This window comes from Arthrobacter sp. StoSoilB20, from assembly GCF_019977295.1.
Classification (GTDB): Bacteria; Actinomycetota; Actinomycetes; order Actinomycetales; family Micrococcaceae; genus Arthrobacter; species Arthrobacter nicotinovorans_A.
On sequence record NZ_AP024651.1, the window covers coordinates 2,708,298 to 2,729,711 of the forward strand.

At 62.3% G+C, this 21,414-nt stretch carries 18 protein-coding genes; 6 read left to right on the top strand and 12 right to left on the bottom strand.

The genetic code is table 11. From position 1 onward, the window contains the following. Nucleotides 1–81 precede the first annotated feature (81 nt). Nucleotides 82–1,437: a histidine--tRNA ligase gene (gene hisS, locus LDN85_RS12185; protein WP_026540824.1), complete on the bottom strand. Its 1,356-nt coding sequence runs from the start codon at nt 1,435–1,437 to the stop codon at nt 82–84. A 209-nt stretch (nt 1,438–1,646) separates the two neighbouring features. Between hisS and LDN85_RS12190 the strand changes: the two genes are divergently transcribed. The 3 genes from LDN85_RS12190 (at nt 1,647) to LDN85_RS12200 (ending at nt 4,897) form a co-directional block, all read left to right on the top strand. Then, complete coding sequence (locus LDN85_RS12190; protein WP_026540825.1) at nt 1,647–2,447, top strand: peptidylprolyl isomerase; 801 nt, start codon at nt 1,647–1,649, stop codon at nt 2,445–2,447. A 66-nt stretch (nt 2,448–2,513) separates the two neighbouring features. Next, nucleotides 2,514–4,169, top strand: a complete 1,656-nt coding sequence (locus LDN85_RS12195) for a DUF349 domain-containing protein (RefSeq protein ID WP_223943198.1) — start codon at nt 2,514–2,516, stop codon at nt 4,167–4,169. A 98-nt stretch (nt 4,170–4,267) separates the two neighbouring features. Continuing rightward, on the top strand, nt 4,268–4,897 hold the full coding sequence (locus tag LDN85_RS12200) for a hypothetical protein (RefSeq protein WP_026546890.1): 630 nt from the start codon (nt 4,268–4,270) through the stop codon (nt 4,895–4,897). Here LDN85_RS12200 and LDN85_RS12205 read toward each other — a convergent pair. The 9 genes from LDN85_RS12205 to pdxT all read right to left on the bottom strand — a co-directional run bounded on the left by LDN85_RS12205 (nt 4,894) and on the right by pdxT (nt 14,729). Beyond that, complete coding sequence (locus LDN85_RS12205; protein WP_026540828.1) at nt 4,894–7,287, bottom strand: bifunctional (p)ppGpp synthetase/guanosine-3',5'-bis(diphosphate) 3'-pyrophosphohydrolase; 2,394 nt, start codon at nt 7,285–7,287, stop codon at nt 4,894–4,896. The genes LDN85_RS12200 and LDN85_RS12205 overlap by 4 nt on opposite strands. Nucleotides 7,288–7,450: 163 nt before the next feature. Then, complete coding sequence (gene secF, locus LDN85_RS12210) at nt 7,451–8,440, bottom strand: protein translocase subunit SecF (RefSeq protein WP_026540829.1); 990 nt, start codon at nt 8,438–8,440, stop codon at nt 7,451–7,453. Then, nucleotides 8,441–10,192, bottom strand: coding sequence for a protein translocase subunit SecD (secD, locus tag LDN85_RS12215; RefSeq protein WP_026540830.1), 1,752 nt, complete (start codon nt 10,190–10,192; stop codon nt 8,441–8,443). It lies immediately after the preceding gene. A gap of 114 nt (nt 10,193–10,306) precedes the next feature. Next, the gene (yajC, locus tag LDN85_RS12220) at nt 10,307–10,690 is read right to left on the bottom strand and encodes a preprotein translocase subunit YajC (protein ID WP_026540831.1); all 384 of its coding nucleotides are present in this window, start codon (nt 10,688–10,690) and stop codon (nt 10,307–10,309) included. A 145-nt stretch (nt 10,691–10,835) separates the two neighbouring features. Further along, entirely contained in the window at nt 10,836–11,912 is a 1,077-nt protein-coding gene (ruvB, locus tag LDN85_RS12225) for a Holliday junction branch migration DNA helicase RuvB (protein ID WP_026540832.1), read from the bottom strand. Next, a complete protein-coding gene (gene ruvA, locus LDN85_RS12230) occupies nt 11,905–12,552 on the bottom strand; it encodes a Holliday junction branch migration protein RuvA (protein ID WP_026540833.1) in 648 nt (215 codons plus the stop codon). The genes ruvB and ruvA overlap by 8 nt, the downstream gene beginning before the upstream one ends. Before the next feature lie 93 nt (nt 12,553–12,645). Beyond that, complete coding sequence (gene ruvC / locus LDN85_RS12235; protein ID WP_026540834.1) at nt 12,646–13,224, bottom strand: crossover junction endodeoxyribonuclease RuvC; 579 nt, start codon at nt 13,222–13,224, stop codon at nt 12,646–12,648. 44 nt (nt 13,225–13,268) lie between these two features. Continuing rightward, nucleotides 13,269–14,024: a YebC/PmpR family DNA-binding transcriptional regulator gene (locus tag LDN85_RS12240; RefSeq protein ID WP_026540835.1), complete on the bottom strand. Its 756-nt coding sequence runs from the start codon at nt 14,022–14,024 to the stop codon at nt 13,269–13,271. A 3-nt stretch (nt 14,025–14,027) separates the two neighbouring features. Then, nucleotides 14,028–14,729, bottom strand: coding sequence for a pyridoxal 5'-phosphate synthase glutaminase subunit PdxT (pdxT, locus tag LDN85_RS12245; protein ID WP_223943199.1), 702 nt, complete (start codon nt 14,727–14,729; stop codon nt 14,028–14,030). 102 nt (nt 14,730–14,831) lie between these two features. Here pdxT and LDN85_RS12250 point away from each other — a divergent pair, with 102 nt between their 5' ends. Next, a complete protein-coding gene (locus LDN85_RS12250) occupies nt 14,832–16,163 on the top strand; it encodes a Mur ligase family protein (RefSeq protein ID WP_223943200.1) in 1,332 nt (443 codons plus the stop codon). After that, the gene (locus tag LDN85_RS12255; protein WP_026540838.1) at nt 16,160–16,903 is read left to right on the top strand and encodes a glutamine amidotransferase; all 744 of its coding nucleotides are present in this window, start codon (nt 16,160–16,162) and stop codon (nt 16,901–16,903) included. The genes LDN85_RS12250 and LDN85_RS12255 overlap by 4 nt, the downstream gene beginning before the upstream one ends. 3 nt (nt 16,904–16,906) lie before the next feature. Here LDN85_RS12255 and LDN85_RS12260 read toward each other — a convergent pair whose 3' ends face one another. Beyond that, on the bottom strand, nt 16,907–18,172 hold the full coding sequence (locus LDN85_RS12260; RefSeq protein WP_223943201.1) for a CapA family protein: 1,266 nt from the start codon (nt 18,170–18,172) through the stop codon (nt 16,907–16,909). Nucleotides 18,173–18,245: 73 nt separating this feature from the next. Between LDN85_RS12260 and LDN85_RS12265 the strand changes: the two genes are divergently transcribed. Then, nucleotides 18,246–20,258 (top strand): M3 family metallopeptidase, encoded by a 2,013-nt coding sequence (locus tag LDN85_RS12265; RefSeq protein ID WP_223943202.1) that lies wholly within the window; start codon nt 18,246–18,248, stop codon nt 20,256–20,258. 155 nt (nt 20,259–20,413) lie between these two features. Here the strand turns inward: LDN85_RS12265 and pdxS are convergent, their stop codons facing one another. Further along, a complete protein-coding gene (gene pdxS / locus LDN85_RS12270) occupies nt 20,414–21,340 on the bottom strand; it encodes a pyridoxal 5'-phosphate synthase lyase subunit PdxS (protein WP_017197521.1) in 927 nt (308 codons plus the stop codon). Nucleotides 21,341–21,414 lie beyond the last annotated feature (74 nt).

A 21,414-nucleotide genomic window follows, 5' to 3' on the forward strand; every position in this document is an offset into this window, starting at 1 on the left:
CGGTCCCGTCCGAGTTTACCCGCCCCGGCCACGGCTCCCGCCAAGGGGCGGAGCCAGCTATTTCTGTAAGCGATGCCTGTATCAGGCGGTGGTGACGCGGACGTGCAAGTCCTCTTCCGACGGCGTCCAGATGGCAGGGTCGGCATCCACTTGCTCACCGGTGCGGATGTCCTTGACCTGGTGCTTGCCGTCGTCGTCGGTAAACCACACGAACGGAATGCCGCGGCGGTCGGCAAACTTGATCTGCTTGCCGAATTTCTCGGCCTTTGCTGCAACTTCGGTCGCGATGCCCCTCCCCCGCAATTGGGCAGCGATATCCTGGGCCGCAGACCAACTCTCATCGGTGTTCAGGGCAACCAGGACTGCCGTGGGCACCGACCGTGTGGCCACTGCCAGTTCCTGGCTGAGGATGCGCGAAACCAGGCGCGTCACACCGATGGACAGCCCGACGCCGGGGAACTTGCGGTTGCCCTTGCTGGCGAGGGCGTCGTATCGGCCACCGGAGCAAATCGAGCCAAGCTGCTCGTGGCCCACCAAGACCGTTTCGACCACAGTTCCCGTGTAGTAATCCAGTCCACGGGCAATACTCAAATCGGCAACCACCTTGCCGGGTGCACGCTGGACGACCGCCTGGATGACCTGCTCCAGCTCGTTCAGGCCTTCCTCGAGGAGGTCGTCGGCGACTCCCAGTGCCCGGACCTCCTGGACGAACGAGGCATCTTCGGTGCGGATGCCGGCCAGTTGGAGGGCCAAACGAGCTTGTTCCTCCGTTGCGCCGAGCTCGCTCTTGAGCAGCCCGGCCACCTTGTCGGCACCGATCTTTTCCAGTTTGTCGATGCTGCGCAGGACTCCGGCAGTGTCCGTCAGGCCGATGCCGCGGTAAAAACCTTCTGCCAATTTCCGGTTGTTGATGCGGAGCCGGAAATCCGGAATGGGCAATGCGCCCAGGGCCTCGGCGATCACCAGGGCAATCTCGACGTCGTAACGGAACGGCAAGTCGCCATCGCCCACCACATCGATGTCCGCCTGGGTGAATTCACGGGCACGGCCCTCCTGCGGCCGCTCCCCACGCCATACCTTCTGAATCTGGTAGCGACGGAAAGGGAATGCCAGGTAGCCGGCATTCTCCACCACGTAGCGGGCGAACGGAACAGTGAGGTCGAAGTGCAACGCCAGGGCATTGGGATCTGCTTTATCCGATCCGTTTGGCTTGGCAGACTCGCCGTCGTCGTCCTGGAGCCGGCTCAGCCCATAGACCTCTTTGTCGATTTCGCCCTTGCGGAGCAGTTGTCCCACGGTCTCTACCGCGCGGGTCTCGATGGAGGAGAACCCGTGCAACTCGAACGTCTTGCGGAGCGTATCCAGCACATGGAGCTCCACCAACCGCTCCTGGGGAAGCCACTCGGGGAATCCGGACAGGGAGGCGGTACGTGCCATGGTGGAAATGTCTCCTCGAAGAAATTGACGCTGTCCTGGCACCCGCAGCTTTTAAAACGCCCGTTCGGCGTTTACACCGCGGGCGTCCAGCCGGTCATGCATAAACTATGTGCGGCAGCCAGTTTATGCTTTCCGCGCGTGCACATCTAATGCAGCAAGCCCGGGTTCCTGTCGGCTGCCCCGGAAAGTGGACACAATCAGGAGGACTCTTGGCAACAAGGTCGCGGGATGACCGCGAAGCGAAACGGCGCATCAGGCAGATGGAAGCCAAGCGTGCCCTGCGGCAGGAACAGGGCAAGCGGCGCAAACGCGACAACGCCATCGCCATCGGTGCGGGTTCAGCGGCAGTGGTCCTCGCCGTCGTGCTTCAACTGACGGCCTTCAGCTCCAACCCGACCGAGGCAGAGTTTGCGGCGGCAGAAGCCGGACTCAGCTCTCCCTCTGCCTCCCCGTCCGCACCGGCATCCAACAGTGCCGATGTTCCCAGCCCGGATACCGCAGCGGGCAAGACCTTCACCGGTGAGTTGGCGCTGAACAGCGGCGTGGTGGGCATAGAACTCAATGGAACGGCAGCACCCCAGGCGGCAGCGGTTTTCAAGTCGCTGGGCGACGCCAATTACTACAAAGGGAAGTTCTGCCACCGCCTGACGACGTCGGAGACGTTCGGGGTCCTGCAATGCGGCGCCACCTCCGAAGACGGTGCGGATGACCCCAACTACCGGTGGGGCCCCCTCGAAAACACCCCTGCTGACAACAAGTACCCGGCGGGAACCATTGCCGTGGCCCGCAGTGGCAACAACGCCTACGGCAACGGGCACCAGTTCTTTATCGTCTACAAGGACACCACCATTCCCGCTGACACCGCCGGCGGATACACCATTGTGGGCAAGGTAACCAGCGGACTGGACGTGGTCACCAACATCGCGGCCGCGGGCCTGAAAAGCGGCCAAAGCAGCACTGACGGCGCCCCTGTGGCACCTGTCACGATAGACTCGTTTTCTCTGAAGTAACCAGCCCTTGGCCCCGGCCCGGGGTGCATTACCTTAGCAGTCCCTCCAAGCGAAAGACTTTTAGCGGTGACAGACAGTCAGAAATCCGACGAAACAGCAGTAGAGGCCAACGAAGAAGAGGCAGTCGAGGCCAAGAGCCCCGACCCTGCCGAAACCACCGTCGCGCCGGCAGCTGCACCAGAACAAGCACCCGTTGACGAGGCAGCTCCTGTGGACGAGCCAACGGCGCCCGCAGCGGAGCCGGCACCGGCGCCCGCAGGGGAGCCGGCACCGGCGCCCGCAGGGGAGCCGGCACCGGCGCCCGCAGCGGAGCCGGCAGCTGTTCCAGCCCCGGGGCCCGAATCAGTGGCAACAGAACCGGCCGCACCGCGCCCGACACCATCCGTGGTCCCCACGCCCGCAGCGTTTGCCGCGCGCCCCAAGGCACCGGCCGCCGTCGTTCCTGCCGCTCCGGCCGTGTCCGCCGCCTCCCTTGCCGAGGCCGCCAAATGGGGCCGCGCTGAAGGTGATGGCCATGTGTTCCTGACGCTCGATGGTGAGGAAATCCCGGTCGGCCAGTATCCGGGAGTCAGCCCCGATGAGGCCTTGGGCTACTTTGCACGGAAGTTCGACGACATCATTGCCCAGGTAGTTCTGTTGGAACACCGGGTAGAATCCAAGGCTCCGGCCACGGACATGCAAAAGACTGTCACCCATCTTCGCGAGCAACTCGCAGAGCGCACCATGGTGGGCGACATCCGTTCCGCCGAAGCACGCTTGGATGCCCTTTCCACCCAGATCGTGGAGCTGGAAAAATCGGAGAAGGCAGCACACGAAGCCGTGCGGGCGGGCGAACTCGCAGCGCGTGAAGCGATCGTGTCCGAGGCAGAGACCATTGCCGGGCAGGATCCTGCCCAGATCCAGTGGAAGACCTCCAGCGCCCGCATGAACGAATTGTTTGAAACCTGGAAGGCGGCGCAGAAGAGCGGCGTACGCCTGGGCCGAAGCAACGAGGACGCCCTGTGGAAGCGGTTCCGTTCGGCCCGTACGGTCTTTGACCGCCACCGCCGCGCCTACTTCTCGCAGCTGGACAGCAATAACTCGGCTGCCAAGTCCGCCAAGGAAGCCCTTATCGCGGAAGCCGAAGCCCTCTCCTCATCGACCGATTGGGGATTTGCCGCCGGCGAATACCGTCGGTTGATGGACCAATGGAAGGCCACGCCCCGTGCCAGCCGCAAGGATGACGACGCCCTGTGGGGACGCTTCCGCGCCGCCCAGGACGTTTTCTTCAGCAACCGCCAGGCCGCCAACGACCAGATCGACCAGGAGTACACAGCCAACCTGGTAGTCAAGGAACAGCTCGTGGCCGAGGCACAGGCCCTGCTGCCGATCAAGGACCTCAACGCAGCCAAGAAGTCCCTCCAGTCCATCAGGGACCGTTGGGAAGACGCCGGAAAGGTTCCCCGTGGCGACATGGGCCGGATCGAGGCGGGACTGCGCAAGGTTGAGGACGCGGTCAAGGAAGCCGAAGAAGAGAAGTGGCGCCGGAGCAACCCGGAGACCAAGGCACGCACGAACAGTGCCCTTTCCCAGCTCGAAGCCGCCATCGCCGGCCTGAAGGATGACCTTGAGAAGGCGGAGAAGGCGGGCGACCAGCGCCGCATCAAGGCTGCCCGTGAGGCTCTGGAGGCCCGCCAGGCCTGGTTGGACCAGATCCAGCGCTCGGCAAGCGACCTCGCCTAGCACTTCTGGACTTGCACTACCGCAGGCTCCGTTCCGGTTATCCACATAACCGGAACGGAGCCTGTACTGCTTGGACGGGTGCACGCAATGATCAGTGGATGGACCCCGTTGCCGCCGCCCCGCTTGCCGCCGCCCAGTTTGCCGCCGCCCAGCATTTATCGGAGCCGGTCATCCCGGAGCTCTACTCCCCCAACCGGATCTTTACGTGGAACGAACTCCAGAGCATGGCCTTTGATGGCATCCTGCTGCCGCTCTACGGGAAGAGTTACGCCTCGCCGGGTACTGCTGTCACCCATCGCCTCCGGGCGCGCGCGGCGGCCTTGACCGTTCCTGAACGTATCCGGACCAAGGTCGTTGCCGGCCGGCTCACAGCCGCGTGGATCTACGGCTGCGCCAAACCTCCGGAGCATCTCTCGCTCCTGGTGGATGCCAAGCACCGCATTTCAAGCTTGCGTGGAAGCACGGCATGCAGCCTCCACGAGGTCCGGCTCGGACAAATGGACGTTGTAAGCCTGGGCGGGATGCTGGTCAGCAGTCCGTTGCGCACCGCGTCCGACATCGCCCTTCATGTCGAGAGCGACAGGGCACTGCCCACCCTGAGGCGGCTGCTGGCCAAGGAAGACCTGGGCATCCGCCTGAGGCTCCTCATGCTCGCCGTAGAAGCCGCGCCCAGGGTTCCGCACAAACGACGTGCCCTGGCCACACTCACCCGGCTTGCAGCCGGCTAGCTGCGTCTCCTGTTGCCAGTGGTTCGGTAGACATCAAAGACACCATCAATGCGGCGTACGGCATTCAGGACGTGGTGGAGGTACTTGGGATCGCCCATCTCGAAAGCGAACTTCGATATGGCAACCCTGTCGCTTGATGTATGCACCGAGGCAGCAAGGATATTGACGTGGTTCTCGGACAGAATCCGCGTCACGTCCGACAACAGGGACTTACGGTCCAATGCCTCCACCTGGATTTCCACCAGGAAGACGCTCGATTGGGTGGGAGCCCATTCAACTTCCACAATTCTGTCCGGCTGGTCCCGGAGCCCGGAAACGTTGGTGCAGTCCGTCCGGTGCACGGAAACGCCTGAGCCGCGGGTAACGAACCCCAGGATGGGATCCGGCGGGACGGGGGTGCAACAGCGGGCCAGTTTGACCCAGACGTCGCCAACACCGCGGACGATGACGCCGGAATCGGAGAATTTGGACTTGGCAACCTGCGTAGGAATGCTGACTTCGTCGAGGTCTTCGTCCGGTGTCTCGTGGCCGCCCAAGTGCTCGACGAGTTTTTCCATCACCGACTGCGCGGAGGTATGTCCGTCACCAACCCCTGCGTACAGCCCGGAGATATCGACATAGTGGAAATCCTCAGCCACGGCGGACAAGGCGTCGTGCGTCATAAGTCGCTGCAACGGAAGGTTCTGCTTCCGCATTGCACGGGTCAGCATGTCCTTTCCGCGGTCAATGGCTTCCTCGCGGCGTTCCTTGGTGAACCACTGGCGGATCTTGTTGCGTGCACGCGCCGACTTGACGAAGTGTTGCCAGTCCTGGCTGGGGCCGGCCCCTTCGGCCTTGGACGTGAAGATTTCAACCCAGTCGCCGTGGTTGAGCTCGCTGTTGAGCGGAACCAGTTTCCCGTTGACGCGGGCACCGATGGTCCTGTGGCCAACTTCGGTGTGGACCGCGTAGGCAAAATCGACAGGAGTCGATCCCGCGGGCAGGGCCATGACCTCACCTTTGGGGGTGAAGACAAAAACTTCGCGCGCGTTGATCTCATAGCGCAGGGAGTCCAGGAACTCTCCGGGATCGGAGGTTTCCTGCTGCCAATCCACCAAGGACCTCAACCAGCCCATGTCCCCATCGCGAGGGCTGCCCGGGCCTTGGGCCGTGCGGTTGGGCTGGTCCTTGTACTTCCAGTGCGCTGCCACGCCGTACTCTGCCCTGCGGTGCATTTCATGGGTACGGATCTGGATTTCCACGGGCTTGCCGCCCGGGCCGATCACCGTGGTGTGCAGCGATTGGTACATGTTGAACTTGGGCATGGCGATGTAGTCCTTGAACCGGCCCGGAAGGGGGTTCCATCGCGAATGCAGGGTACCCAGTGCTGCGTAGCAATCCCGGACCGAGTCAACCAGGACGCGGACACCCATGAGGTCGTTGATGTCGTCGAAGTCCTTATCCCGGACGATCATCTTTTGGTAGATGGAGTAGTAGTGCTTGGGACGGCCGGTGATGGTCGCCTTGATCCTCGCCGTCCGCAGGTCATCGGCGATCTGGTTACGGATGACACTGAGGCTCTTCTCGCGCTCAGGAGTCCGGTCCCCCACCATGCGCACGATTTCCTCGTAGACCTTGGGGTACAGGGCTGCGAAGGAGAGATCCTCGAGCTCCCACTTGATGGTGTTCATGCCAAGGCGGTGCGCCAGGGGTGCGAAAATCTCCAGCGTTTCACGCGCTTTGCGGGAGGATGACTCAGCCGAAACAAAACGCCAGGTACGTGCATTGTGAAGGCGGTCGGCCAGTTTGATCATCAGGACCCGGATGTCCTTGGCCATGGCCACAACCATCTTGCGGACGGTCTCGGACTGCGCGGCTTCACCAAAGCTGACCTTGTCCAGCTTGGTCACTCCATCCACCAGCATGGCGACCTCGGGACCAAAATCCCGCGTCAGGTCAGCCAGGGTGTACGGGGTGTCCTCCACGGTGTCGTGAAGCAATGCCGCTGCCAGGGTGGTACCTGTCATGCCCAGCTCGGCCAGGATGGTGGCGACGGCCACGGGATGGGTGATGTAGGGATCACCGCTCTTGCGTTTCTGTCCCTGGTGGCTTCGTTCCGCAACCGTAAAGGCCCGCTGGATCAGGTCAAAGTCTTCTTTGGGGTTGTTGGCGCGCACCGTGCGCAGGAGAGGTTCCAGGATCGGCGAGTAAGGAGCCACGCCCCGACCGGTCAGACGCGCCAGCCTTGATCGGGTACGTTCCCGCCGTCCGGGGAATGTGGGACGCACGCCAGGGGTATCAACCGGAACAGCTCCCGCAGTCCGTCCAGCCATGCTTGTTGCCGGGACTGCCACAGCATTGTGGCCGTCCTCCCCGCCCGCCGGTGGTGCCGACGTCGCACGTTCTTCCACAGAAGTACCCCTCACAACCGATTTAATTCTCCCAGTCTATTCCCGCAAGTGAATGCTTCTGCAAATGGAGGGCACATGACGGGAAGTCGGGCAAGTCAAAGAGCCGGCCTCCACACATGTGGGGAGGCCGGCTCTTTGGTCCAACAGAGGCGTTGCAGGGAAGCTATACGGTGGCTTCGGCCCTGCGGTGGCTTACCTTCCGGGCCTGCTTCACCAGTTCCGGTTCACCCTGGCGCAACCAGGCATACAGGGGCGCGGCGATGAAGATGGTCGCTGCAGTACCGATGAGGATACCCACGAACAATGCCAGCGAAAGGTCGCGCAACGTGCCCGCGCCCAGGAGCCCGGCACCGATAAAGAGGATCGCTGCCACAGGGAGCACCGCCACCATCATGGTGTTGATGGAACGGACCAGCGTCTGGTTGACGGCCAGGTTCACTTCTTCGCCGAACGTACGACGCGTTGAGGTGGCGATATCCGAGGTGTTTTCACGGATTTTGTCGAAGACAACCACGGTGTCGTACAGCGAATAGCTCAGGACCGTCAGGAAGCCGATGATGGCCGACGGCGTCACTTCGAAGTCGCTCAGTGCGTAAACACCCGCCGTGGTGAACATGGTGACAAGCATGCCCACCAGGGCAGACAAGGACATTTTCCAGGTCCTGAAGTACAGGGCCATCAGGATGGCCGCCAAGCCCACGAAGACCACCAGGCCAATGAGTGCCTGCCTGGTGACATCCTGCCCCCAGGTGGGACCAACAAAGTTAGATGTCACTTCGTTCTCGGTTACGCCATAGGCGCTGGTGAGGCCGTCCTTGATCCGGTTGGTCTCGTCGTCCGTCAGTTGATCCGTTTGGATACGCATGGTGTTGCCGGCAACGTTGGCCACGCGCGGGATGGCACCGGGTACGACGTCGTGCACGGCCTTCTCGCCGAGGGCAGCATCAGTGGTGCTCACGTTGGAAACAGTGAACTCCGACCCACCACGGAATTCGATGCCAAGGTTGAAGCCTCCCTTGGCCACCGGAATCAGGATGGAGAGGGCCACGGCGACTGCCGCAATGATGAACCAGATTTTCTTCGAGCCGACAAAATTGTACGAGCGCTTGCCCGTGTAGAGCTCATGGCCGAAGGTTGCGAAGCTCGTAGTCATTTACTTCTCCTCCTTGGTTGCCTTGGAGGAACCAGTCAGCTGGCCCTTCTCGGCAAGGCGCCGTTCTGCGATGGTCATGCGGCGCTCAGCCTCGGCTGCAGCACCGGCGTTCCGTCCACGGACGGGCGTCGGCTTCTCAGCGGGAGTACGGAGCCGCCCAGCGCCTCGATACAGCGGAATTGCACCAAGCCGGTCCGGAGACAGCCCGGAGAACCGGTGTCCTTCGCCAAAGAACTTGGTACGTGCCAGGACCTGAAGCATGGGATGGGTGAACATGAACACGACCAGGAGGTCGGCAAGGGCCGTCAGGCCCAAGGTGAAGGCAAAGCCACGTACGTTGCCGACGGCAACGAAGTACAGGACAAGGGCAGCCAGGAGGTTGACGGCCTTGGAGGCCAGTACGGTGCGCTTGGCGCGCTTCCAGCCGTTCTCCACCGCCGATACCAGACCACGGCCCTCGCGCAGTTCGTCGCGGATGCGCTCGAAATAGACGATGAACGAGTCAGCAGTCTGTCCGATGGCAACGATCAAACCGGCAACACCGGCAAGGGAGAGCCGATAATTCTCTGTCCAGCCGAGGATTGCAATGGCCAGATATGTCAGGACACCGGCCACCACCAGCGAGGCGATGGTAACCAGGCCAAGGGCCCGGTATTGGAAGAGCGAGTAGACAACCACCAGCAGCAAGCCGATGATGCCTGCCAGCAGGCCCAGGCGAAGCTGATCCCCACCAAGGGTAGCGGAAATCTGCTCCTGCGACTGGATCTCGAAGCTGATGGGCAGCGCACCATAGCGGAGCTGGTCGGACAGTGCCTTGGCGGTGGCCTGCGTGAAGTTACCGGTAATCTGCGGCCGGCCATCAGTGATGACTGCCAAGGAACGCGGAGCCGAAATGACTTTGTCGTCCAGGACGATGGCGAACTGGGACTTGGGGTCGTCCTGGCCCTGCGCCTGCGCGGCAACGTAGTACTGGTTGAGCCGCTCGGTGACGGCCTTGAACTTCTCGGTGGCATCGCCGTTGAAGACGATGTTCACGCCCCAGGAGTTGGTGACCGAACCCTGGGCGCCCTGTACCTGGGAGAAGGTGGAGTCACTGATGTCCTGGCCCCGGACTTCTACCGGACCAAGGATGTACTTGATGGCGGGAGTCGTGGCCGTGGCAGCTTCACAGGTGACCAGGGGCTTGGCGGGATCGGAGCGTTCGCGCCTTTCCGTCGAAGGATTGACGCAATCTAGTGCTTCGAACTCCTTCTGGACTTCGGGAGTGATCCAGTTGGTATCACTTGCGTTCGCCGGCTCCGCGGTGGGCTTGTTCAGCTGGTCTTCGGGCGTGCGCGATTCGACAGGGATGGCTGCAGGATCACCGTAGGTGATGACCGGCCGGAAGTTCATGTCGGCCGAGGCCTGGATCAAGTCGCGGGTTTCCTTGGAAGGCGTCCCCGGGAGGCTGACCACGACGTTGCGGCCGGACTGGGTGCTGATTTCCGCTTCGGCAACGCCCGAGCCGTCAACACGCTGACGGATAATGGCAACTGCCTGGTTGAGCTGCTCTTCGTTGATATCGCTGGATCCCTCGACCCTGGGCGCCAGGATCATCTGGGTGCCGCCCTCGAGGTCCAGGGCAAGTTTTGGAGCCCAGCTGGCATTGCCAGTCAAAACTCCGCCACCCAGGACAGCGGTGAGTACAACGAATATTGCTCCAAGCCAGGTCAGCACCCTGCGGGCTGAATTTTTGGGGCCGGTCCGTGCCATTATCGATCTTCCTGTTATCGCCGGACAGCCGCCGGCCAACACTGGTGAGCGTTTGCCGGCGGCTCTCAGCTGCCGTAGAAGTTGCCTTGCGCGGGGGTGCCGCGCCTGACGATCCTAGTTGTCCTTCTTATCCTCTTTGTTGAGGCGCGCAATGGTTTCTTCGGGCGTCTCAACTGCGGCAGGAGCTTCAGCATCTGCGGTAGTGAGGGAAGAAGCGTCGTCCGGAACGACAGGGGCTTCCTCGACAGGCGCCTCGACTACCTTGGTAACCGCCTGGCGGTGGACCGTAGCCAGGTTGCCCGGGGAAAGCTCGATGACAACCTTGTTCTCGGCTTCGTCAATGGAGACGATGCGGCCAAAGAGACCAAAGCTGGTCATGACGTCGACGCCCGGAGCGAACTTGGACTGCATCTCAGCCTGCTGCTGCTGGGTCTTCTTGTTGCGGCGGAACATCATGAAGACAAAGAGTCCAAGCATGACGAACAGCAATATGGTCATTGGATCCACAGGGAAGTTCCGTTCTGTACTTACGTTTTGGTTCACGGCAACGTCCCTGGCAAATCCGCGGGGCGGGTGCATGGATCAAGGACTCGAACGTGCCGAGCGTCATACCAGTCTAGAGGGAAAAGCTGAACGGGGCGTGTTAACCGATGGTATCTACGCTTTCAGCGTGGTTTTCGTCCTCGCCGAAGAGTGCAAGCGCTTCCTGGCCGAAGACACCTGCCGGGACGGCGTAGCCAAGGTGTGTCCAGGCCGATGCCATTGCAATGCGGCCCCGGGGCGTGCGTCCCAAGAGACCTTCACGAACCAGGAACGGCTCGGCAACGGTCTCCACCGTTTCGGGTTCCTCCCCCACGGCAATGGCCAGGGTGGACAGCCCCACGGGACCTCCGTTGAATTTGGTAATGAGTGCTTCCAGCACGGAACGGTCCAGCCTGTCGAGGCCCTTGGCATCCACTTCGTACATGTCCAAAGCAGCCGAGGCGGACCGGGCATCGATCTGGTCAATGCCGTGGACCAAGGCCCAGTCACGGACCCGGCGAAGGAGGCGGTTGGCAATACGGGGCGTACCACGGGATCGTCCGGCAATTTCGGTAAATCCGGCCGAGTTCACCTTGAGGTCCAAAAGGCCGGCAGATCGCCGAAGAACCAGTTCCAGTTCGGCAACGGAGTAGAACTCGAGGTGACCGGTAAAACCGAAGCGGTCACGCAAAGGGCCGGGCAGGAGGCCGGCACGGGTGGTGGCCCCCACCAGCGTGAAGGGGGGCAACTCCAGTGGTATGGCGGTGGCGCCCGCACCCTTACCCACCACGATGTCCACCCGGAAGTCCTCCATGGCCATGTAGAGCATTTCCTCTGCGGGCCGGGACATCCGGTGGATTTCATCCAGGAACAGGACCTCCCCTTCCGACAGCGAAGAAAGGATGGCTGCGAGGTCACCGGCGTGCTGAATGGCGGGACCGCTGCTGATACGCAATGGTGCATTCATTTCTGCGGCAATGATCATGGCCAGAGTTGTCTTGCCAAGGCCCGGAGGGCCGGACATCAGTACGTGGTCGGCACTGCGTCCACGCATTTTTGACGCCTCAAGGACAAGGGCCAACTGCTTACGGACGCGGTGCTGGCCAACAAAGTCATGCAGGTTCTTAGGGCGGAGAGCGGCTTCAATGACCCGCTCTTCCGGCTCCTCTCCCCCGTTGACGAGTGACTGCTCAGCCACGGCTGCCTACGCGGTTGCCGGCGCGGGCGCCGTCCTGGCCCAGCCACCGCAGCGTAGCTCGAAGGATCTGGGCCACGTTTCCTGCCTCAACCAGCTCCGGAGTGTCCGCCATGGCCTTGTCGATGCTGCCGGTGGCGTCCTTCTCGGACCACCCCAGGCTGGTCATTGCGGCGACTACCTGCGGCTTCCATTCAGCGTTCGCAGCAACCTGGGCAGCAGCTGCAGTGGAGCCGGTGCCGTGCGGAACCAGCTTGCCGGCGAGTTCCAGGACAATACGACCCGCCACCTTGGGCCCGATGCCGGGAACCTTGGTGAATGCCTTGCCGTCGCCTGTGTGCGCTGCAACGCGGATGGCTTCAGGTTCATGGACGGCAAGGACAGCAAGCGCCAGCCGCGGTCCTACACCGCTGACGCTGAGCAGGACGTCGAAGACTTCGCGTTCATCATCATCGGCGAAACCGAACAACGTGAGGGAGTCTTCACGGACGATCATGGACGTGAAGAGTTTCGCTTCGGTTCCTACCTTGAGGTGACTCAGGGTCTGCGGAGTAGCGAAGACGCTCATTCCAGCACCGTTGAGGTCAATGACGGCGGTGGACAAACCCACGTGGGCTACGGTTCCACGGAGAAAACTGATCAAGACCCGGCTCCTGAAAGATTGCGGTCAACTGGGAACGGCCCAAGTGGACTATCCGAACATATCTACGAATACCCTAGCAAGAGCGCACGGAAATCACCGTGCGCGGCGCGCTTTGGCTTCGGCATCGGCCCAGGCCTTTTGGGCCGGCGTCAGCGAACCGGCCCCGGAGGCTCCACCGGCCGCACCCATTCCGCTGCCCGCCCGCCATGCGTGGGTGAGGGCAAGTGCCAGGGCGTCGGCGGCATCGGCGGGTTTGGGTGCAGCACTGAGTCGCAGGATCTTGGTCACGAGCTTGGTGACGGCCTCCTTGTTCGCAGTGCCGCTGCCGGTTACCGCAGCTTTGACCTCGGAGGGCGTGTGCAGGGCTACCGGGATGCCGCGACGGGCTGCAGCGGCAATGACGACGCCGGAGGCCTGGGCCACGCCCATTACCGTGCTGACGTTCATTTGCGAAAAGACGCGTTCGACGGCGACGACATCGGGCTCGTGCCGGTCCAGCCATTCATCGATCGCTTCCGCGATCACCAACAGGCGCTTGTCCAGGGTCAGGTCCGCAGAGGTGCCCACCACCCCAACTGCCACCATGGTGGCCCTGCGGTTCCGCTCGATGTCCACAACGCCTATGCCGCAACGGGTGAGGCCCGGATCGACTCCTAATACGCGAAGAGTCAAGTCCGGGCCTTCCTGTTTTGTACCACTGGTGAATGCCGCCCCGCCTAGTCGGCGTCGAGGGCAGCCTGTACTTCCTCGCTGAGGTCGGCGTTGCTGTAGACGTTCTGGACATCGTCCAGGTCTTCCAAGGCATCGACGAGCTTCATGAATTTCCTGGCGCCATCGACGTCGAGCTCCACCTGCATGGACGGAACGAATTCGGCCTCATCGGTTTCGTAGTCGATGCCGGCCTCCTTGAGAGCATCGCGGATGGCCTGGAGGTCGGAGGGCTCCGAATGGATTTCCCAGTTCTCGCCGCTGTCCTTCACTTCTTCGGCTCCGGCTTCCAGTACAGCCATCAGGATGTCATCCTCGCTGAGGCCGTTCTTCGGCAGGACCACTACGCCCTTCCGGGCAAAGAGGTAGCTGACGGAACCGGGGTCGGCAATGGTGCCGCCATTGCGGGAAATGGCGAGGCGGACTTCGGATGCCGCCCGGTTCTTGTTGTCGGTCAGACATTCGATCAGCAGTGCCGAGCCTTGGGGGCCGCGGGCTTCGTACATGATCTCGGTGTAATCCACGACCTCGCCCGTGAGGCCCGCTCCGCGCTTGATGGCGCGATCGATGTTGTCGTTGGGTACCGAAGTCTTCTTGGCCTTGGTAACGGCCAGTTCCAGGCCGGGGTTGCCGGCGAGGTCCGGTCCGCCCATACGGGCAGCAACTTCGATATTCTTGATCAGTTTCGCGAACGACTTTGCACGCCGGCTGTCAATGATGGCTTTTTTGTGCTTGGTGGTCGCCCATTTGGAGTGGCCTGACATGCTTTACGCTTCTCCTCTGATCATTCGAATAAAGAGTTCATGCACGCGCTTCTCCCCGGTCACTTCCGGATGGAAGGAGGTGGCCAGCAGGTGGCCCGAGCGCACTGCAACAATTCTAGCCACTCCGTGCAAAGCATCAGTGTGGCCGGCGTGGTCGGGATCGACCTGCGCCAGGATTTCAACGTCGGGGCCAACGCGCTCCACCCACGGCCCGCGAATGAAGACGGCGTGGACGGGATCGACGCCGGCCTCTCCTGCGCTGAAGTCCAGGCCCTTGAAATCAAGGTCCGTCTCGAAGGATTCGCGCTGGCGTCCGAAGGCGTTTCGCCGCACAGTGATGTCCAGGCCACCGAACGTTTGCTGCGGATCGCCGTCAAGATCCTTGGCGGGGTCGGCGATTTCATTGGCCAGCAGGATCATCCCGGCGCAGGAACCGTAGACGGGAAGACCGTCCGCTATGCGCTTTTGGATGGGATCGCGCAATTCGAAGATCCGCGACAATTTGTCGATGGTGGTGGATTCGCCGCCGGGGATGATCAGGCCGTCGACGTCGTCCAGCTCGGATGGCCGACGGATGCCTACGCCAGTGGCTCCAGCGGCCTCGACGGCGTGGAGATGCTCGCGGAAGTCGCCCTGGAGTGCCAGAACGCCGATCCTGAGTCCTGAACCCACGCGCGTTGAAGCGTCGGAAAGGGGGTTGGTCATTGATCCATCATAGTGCGCTGCGCCTTGGCCGGGGTCTTCCGCGTCCTCGGGGCACCCACCCCGGGCCGGGTTCCATGCCCTGACTGGGATATATTACAGAGCATGCTTTCCTTCAGCGTCCCCCTCGGCAAGCTGGTCCGCACACTGTCCCGGCTTCGGGGCGGAGGATCAGCTTTTCCCGGCCTGGTGGTCGAGAAAATCGATCCCGGCTTCATGCAGCGAACGCTGGCCTCGCTCCCCCACGGCGTGGCAGTGGTCAGTGGCACCAACGGCAAGACCACCACCACCAAAATGGTGGTGGAACTCCTCGAAAGCCAAGGCCTCAAGGTCTTCACCAACCGCAGCGGAAGCAACTTCACCCGCGGCGTGGCAGCCTCCCTCCTCGGTGAGGTGGACTGGCGGGGACGCCTCGATGCGGACATTGCCATCCTTGAACTCGACGAAGCCCATGCGGTGCATTTCGTCAACAAGGTCCAGCCCCGGTACAGCCTCCTGCTCAATGTCCTTCGTGACCAGTTGGACCGCTTTGGAGAAATCGACAAGACGGCCCGCTTGCTCGAGCACATCGCGTCCAGGACGACGGACACGGTGGTGTTGAACCGCGAGGATCCGCGGGTAGCCCGAATCTCCAATGTCATCAACGTCCCGGATGCGCCCCATCACCCCGTCATCCGTTACTTCGGCCTTGACGAGTCCCTGCGCAGCACTTTTCCCAATGATGACGACATGCGGACCGCCGGCTCCGGACCATCACCGTCCGGTACCTCGGTGGCCGCCGCGGCAGGCGAGCCGGTAGACCTGCCGGCTGCCGACGTCGTACTCCGACGGGTAGGTGCGCAGGACGCTGACTTCGAGTTCGACGGCGAAACTGTCAGTACCGCCATGAAGCTGCGTGGCGTCTACAACATCTTCAATGCCGCTGCCGCTTTGTCGCTGGCGCGCGCTGTCCTGGGTACCGGCCCGGTTGATACTCCCAAATTGGTCAAAGCCCTGGGCGACGTTGCTCCCGCCTTTGGACGCGGTGAAAGCCTGACCGTCGATGGACAACCCCTGGAACTGGTCCTGGTGAAGAACCCCAGTGGCTTCCGCCTCGGACTCAAGTCCTTCCCGGCAGGCGGCTACGCCACCATGATTGCCATCAACGACAACTACGCAGACGGCAGGGATATGTCGTGGCTCTGGGACGTTGAGTTCGAGTCGTTGCGCGAGGATGGGGTGGAAGTCCTCACCGGCGTCCGCGCGTACGACATGGCCCTGCGGCTGCAGTACGACGAAGTTCCCTTCGGCACAGTGGAACCGGACATTACCGCCGCTTTGCGCACCTTCATCAACGGCTCGCGCGGCAAGCCCAAACGGATTTTCTGCACTTACACGTCCATGCTTGCCATTCGTCGCGAACTCGCCAAAATCACCATAGTGGAGGTGGTCTCATGACCTCGGAATCACAGCAGCCCAGCAAGGGAACCCTCCGTGTCCTCCAGCTCTATCCCCGGGAGATGAACATTTACGGGGACTGGGGGAACGCTTTGGTGCTCCAACAACGGATCAAGTGGCACGGATACACGCCGGAACTGCTTGAGTACAACGTGGGTGACGAGTTTCCCGCAGATATTGACATCGTGGTCGGTGGAGGCGGGCAGGACAGCGGACAGGTGGTCATCCAGGACGACCTCCAGGCACGGGCGGACCATCTCCGGGAACTGGCCGATGACGGTGCGCCGATGTTGGTGATCTGTGGTCTCTACCAGCTCTTTGGGAAATTCTTCAAGACCAGCGCCGGGCCGGTCATTCCCGGAATCGGGATCCTGGATGTCGAAACCCACGGGACGGATGAACGGCTGATCGGCAACGTGATCATGAAGTCGGCCGAGTTCGGCGACATCATGGGCTACGAGAACCACAGCGGCCAAACCACCCTTGGTCCCGGCGTCGAACCCCTCGGGACTGTCACCAAGGGTGCCGGCAACAACAGCAAAGACGGGCACGAGGGCGCGAGGTTTAACAACGTGGTGGCCAGTTACCTCCACGGTTCGCTGCTGCCGAAGAATCCGGCAATTGCCGACTTCCTCATCCGGACAGCGGCGGAGCGAAAGTACGGGACCTTCGTGCCGGGAACGCCCGACGACGACTACGCCCGCCTCGCGCGCGAACACGCCGCAAAGCGTCCGCGGTAGGCGCTACTTTTCCTTGGTGATCAACAGTTCGTGGGCGCCTGCGGTGGCGGCGCCCATGGACTCAACCACCGCCTTGGTCCGTTGATAGGTGGCAGCGTCGGCTGCCGGTGATGCGCAGACTCCCTGCGGAGCGTCGCTGGCCACCGAACACCACCGGTAGGGATCACGGACTATGACCGACGGTGCCCAGGCAAGATCAGAAGCCGTCCAGGTTCCGGCTGTGTTTTGGCTGAACTGGGCCCTGACCAGCAATCCTTCATTGTTGACCACATACCAAGGCGACAACTCGGTGATCCCGTTGCCCAGCCCGTACACAATCCACGTGCCCTTGTAATTCTCGATCGGCAGTACCGAATGCGTGTGGTGCCCATAGATCATGGTGAACTGGCCGCTGTCCACCAGCGCGTGCGCAACGTCCTGCTGCTGGGTATTCGCTTCGCTGGCGTACTCGTCACCGGCATGCATCACTCCGAGGACTATGTCCGCGCCCTGGGCCCTGGCCTGCGTAGCCTTGGCGATCATCGCTGCCGGGTCCAGCTCGTCAACCAGCCAGGGGTATTCGGGGATCTGCCCGTTGTGGCCGTACGTACCAATGATCACGGCGACCTTGGCCGCGTCCGTTTCAAGCATCAGTATTTCTTTGGAAGCCGCTTCGGTCCGATAAGAACCGGTGTGCTTCAGCCCAGCTGCGTCGAGGGCATCGAGGGTCCGCAGGAGGCCGTCGGTTCCCCGGTCAATGGTGTGGTTGCTGGCTGTGGTGCACGCCTGGTAGCCGATGTCCTTTGAGGCCGCGATGATCTGCGGGGGAACGTTGAACGACGGGTAGGCCGAGAAGGGACCATCAGGGGTGGCGACAGGTGTTTCCTGATGACAGATCGCGAGATCGCTGTTACGGATGTAGCGCCGTTGCCCTTCGAGGAGGGGGACGAACGTATATCCCGGGAGGCCGGCCGCCGCGGCGTCGGCCCTTGCCTGTTGCCACAGTTGGGTGTGGACCAGCATGTCACCGGTTACGGTGATGGAGGTGCAGCGAAGTTCGGGACAGGCAGGGCCTTTGCCCGGTGTGGGGTTGGGCGCCGGGGTCCGAGTAGGTGTTGGTGACTCCGAAGCGGGAGCACTAGCGGCAGCACTGCGGTTCTGGTTTTCGGTTTCGGCAATGACACCGCAGGCGCCCACGGAGAACGCAGCAACTACCGTCAGCATGAGAAGTGCGGCCCGTGAATGACGTATCCGCCCTGCCTTGGATGTGATGTTCCCCATGTTTTTCATCCTACGGCGGAAGAAGGGCCGGCCGGGGCGTGCCACCCTTGAGGACACGATTCTTACGTGAAAGAGTCACTTCATGACCAATCCCCTCCTGAGCCCCAGCCCGCTGCCCTACGGACTTCCGCCTTTCGCCGACATCAACACCGGACACTACGCAGAAGCTGTCGACGCCGGCCTGGCCGGGCACCTGCAGGACATCAGTGCCATCACGGACAACCCGGATCCGGCGACTTTCCAGAACACGGCCGTAGCCATGGAACGTTCGGGACAACTTCTGGAGAGGGCTGCTGCAGCATTTTTCACCTTGGTTTCGGCAGACGCCTCTGATGAAATCAAAGCCCTTGAAACAGAGTTGTCGCCGAAGTTTTCGGCGCACCAGGATGCCGTCTACATGAACCGCGCCCTGTATGAACGCTTCGCCGCGATCGACGTTGCGGATCTTGACCCGGAATCAACGCGCTTGGTTGAGGAATACCTGAAGGAGTTCCGGCAGTCCGGCATTCAGCTTGATGCCGCCGGACAACAACGCCTGCGGCAAATCAACGCAGAGCTCTCCCGGCTGGGAACCGAATTCGGCCAGCGGGTCAAAGAAGGCATGAAGTCAGCTGCCCTGCTGCTCGACGACGCCGCAGACCTGGCAGGGCTGCCGGCTGAAGACGTCTCCGGTGCGTCGGAGGCAGCCAAAACGGCCGGACACGAAGGCAAATACTTACTCACGCTCATCCAACCCAGCAACCAACCTGCCCTTGCTTCGCTGGAGAACCGGGCCATCCGGCGTCGTTTGTACGAAGCGTCCCTCGCGCGAGGCAGCAACGGCGGAGCCCTGGACACGCGTGAGCTTGTGGGAGCTACCGTCCGGTTGCGCGCGGAAAAGGCCAGACTCCTCGGTTTCGCCAACTATGCCGAGCTGGTAGTGGACCGGCAGACCGCACCGGACTTCGGCGAGGTCAAGGCCATGCTGGGGAAGCTGGCCCCGGCGGCCGTCAGGAACGCCCAGTCCGAAGCCGAGACCCTGGCTGCCTCGGCCGGGCATGACCTGGAACCATGGGACTGGGCCTACTACTCCGCCCGTGTCCGAAAGGACAAGTTCGAGGTCGACGAGCAGGCGCTGCGCCCGTACTTCAGCCTGGAGACCTTGCTGACAGACGGCATATTCCACGCAGCTACCGGACTTTACGGGATAACTTTCCACGAACGTGGGGACCTTGAGGGCTACCACCCGGACGTGCGCGTCTGGGAGGTCCGGGATCAGGACGGCAGCGGCCTTGGCCTGTTCCTGGGCGACTACTACACCCGGGAGTCCAAGCGCGGGGGTGCCTGGATGAATTCCTTGGTGGAACAGTCCGGGCTGTTGGGCACAAAGTCCGTGGTCATCAACAACCTCAACATCACCAAGCCTGCCCCCGGCGAGCCCACGCTGTTGACCCTTGATGAAGTCAGGACGGTTTTCCACGAGTTCGGCCATGCACTGCACGGCCTGTTCTCGAACGTGACCTATCCGCGCTTCTCCGGAACGTCCGTCCCGCGCGACTTTGTGGAGTACCCCTCGCAGGTCAATGAAATGTGGATCATGTGGCCTGACATCCTGGCCAACTATGCCCGCCATTTCTCCACCGGGGAATCCCTCCCCCAGGCCACAGTGGACAAGCTCAATGACTCACTCCTCTGGGGCGAAGGCTTTGCCACCACCGAGTACCTTGGGGCGGCCCTGCTGGACCTGGCCTGGCACGTACTGGCAGAAGCTGAGGTCCCGGACGATGTCATAGCGTTCGAAGCCAAGGCCCTGTCCGACGCCGGCATCGCGCACCCGCTCATTCCGCCCCGGTACCGGACGGGCTACTTCCAGCACATCTTCGCCGGCGCAGGCTACGCGGCAGGCTATTACTCCTACATCTGGAGCGAGGTATTGGATGCCGATACCGTGGAATGGTTCAAGGAAAATGGCGGCCTGACCCGGGCCAACGGAGATCACTTCCGCTCGGAGCTGCTCTCCCGGGGAAACAGCCGTGACCCGTTGGAGTCCTTCCGGGCCTTCCGAGGCAGGGATGCCAAGCTGGAACCCCTCCTCAAACGCCGGGGACTGGATTAAACAGAACCCGAGCTTTAAAGCCGAAAGACGGGTACCGATCCGGCAGCGTGCGTAAAAGGGCCCCCGCCCTGGCCACCATCAGAATCGCGGCAGCGGCAGCGGGGAATAGCACGCAGAGGATCGGTACCCGCCTTGGCGGGAACCCTAAGTGAGACCTACCAGCCGCGCTCTGCGAGGCGGTGGGGTTGCGGGATGTCGTCGACGTTGATGCCCACCATGGCTTCGCCGAGGCCGCGGGAGACCTTGGCGATGACATCGGGATCGTCATGGAACGTGGTTGCCTTGACGACGGCGGCGGCGCGCTCTGCGGGGTTGCCGGACTTGAAGATGCCCGAACCGACGAACACACCGTCGGCGCCGAGCTGCATCATCATCGCAGCGTCAGCCGGGGTAGCGATGCCGCCGGCGGTGAACAGCACGACGGGGAGCTTGCCGGTGGCGGCAACTTCCTTGACCAGCTCGTACGGGGCCTGCAGTTCCTTGGCCGCAACGTACAGCTCGTCCTCGGGAAGGGCTGCGAGCTTGGCGATTTCCGAGCGGATCTTGCGCATGTGCCCGGTGGCGTTGGAAACATCACCGGTGCCGGCCTCGCCCTTGGAACGGATCATCGCCGCGCCCTCGTTGATGCGGCGCAGCGCCTCACCAAGGTTGGTGGCACCACAAACGAACGGGACGGTGAAGTTCCACTTGTCGATGTGGTTGATGTAGTCGGCCGGGGTCAGGACCTCGGACTCGTCGATGTAGTCAACACCGAGGGACTGCAGGACCTGGGCTTCAACGAAGTGGCCAATGCGGGCCTTCGCCATGACCGGGATGGACACCGCGGCGATGATCGCATCGATCATGTCCGGGTCCGACATGCGGGACACGCCGCCCTGGGCGCGGATATCGGCAGGCACTCGCTCGAGCGCCATGACAGCCACGGCACCGGCATCCTCGGCGATGCGGGCCTGCTCGACGTTAACGACGTCCATGATGACGCCGCCCTTGAGCATCTCCGCCATGCCCCGCTTGACGCGGCTGCTGCCCGTGACGCTGTTCGCGGACGAACCGGCTTCGTTGCTTACATCTGGTGTAGACACAAAAACCCCTATGGGTAGATAAACGACCTTCTTGCCGGAGGCGCGCGCAGCCACACGACCGCAATCAGCGCACA

Excerpts from the sequence above, each read along its gene's own strand:
- hisS (WP_026540824.1), bottom strand. The coding sequence starts at position 1,437 with ATGGCACGTACCGCCTCCCTGTCCGGATTCCCCGAGTGGCTTCCCCAG.
- LDN85_RS12200 (WP_026546890.1), top strand. The coding sequence starts at position 4,268 with ATGGACCCCGTTGCCGCCGCCCCGCTTGCCGCCGCCCAGTTTGCCGCC.
- secF (WP_026540829.1), bottom strand. The coding sequence starts at position 8,440 with ATGACTACGAGCTTCGCAACCTTCGGCCATGAGCTCTACACGGGCAAG.
- secD (WP_026540830.1), bottom strand. The coding sequence starts at position 10,192 with ATGGCACGGACCGGCCCCAAAAATTCAGCCCGCAGGGTGCTGACCTGG.
- yajC (WP_026540831.1), bottom strand. The coding sequence starts at position 10,690 with ATGACCATATTGCTGTTCGTCATGCTTGGACTCTTTGTCTTCATGATG.
- LDN85_RS12240 (WP_026540835.1), bottom strand. The coding sequence starts at position 14,024 with ATGTCAGGCCACTCCAAATGGGCGACCACCAAGCACAAAAAAGCCATC.
- pdxT (WP_223943199.1), bottom strand. The coding sequence starts at position 14,729 with ATGACCAACCCCCTTTCCGACGCTTCAACGCGCGTGGGTTCAGGACTC.
- LDN85_RS12250 (WP_223943200.1), top strand. The coding sequence starts at position 14,832 with ATGCTTTCCTTCAGCGTCCCCCTCGGCAAGCTGGTCCGCACACTGTCC.
- LDN85_RS12255 (WP_026540838.1), top strand. The coding sequence starts at position 16,160 with ATGACCTCGGAATCACAGCAGCCCAGCAAGGGAACCCTCCGTGTCCTC.
- LDN85_RS12260 (WP_223943201.1), bottom strand. The coding sequence starts at position 18,172 with ATGAAAAACATGGGGAACATCACATCCAAGGCAGGGCGGATACGTCAT.
- LDN85_RS12265 (WP_223943202.1), top strand. The coding sequence starts at position 18,246 with ATGACCAATCCCCTCCTGAGCCCCAGCCCGCTGCCCTACGGACTTCCG.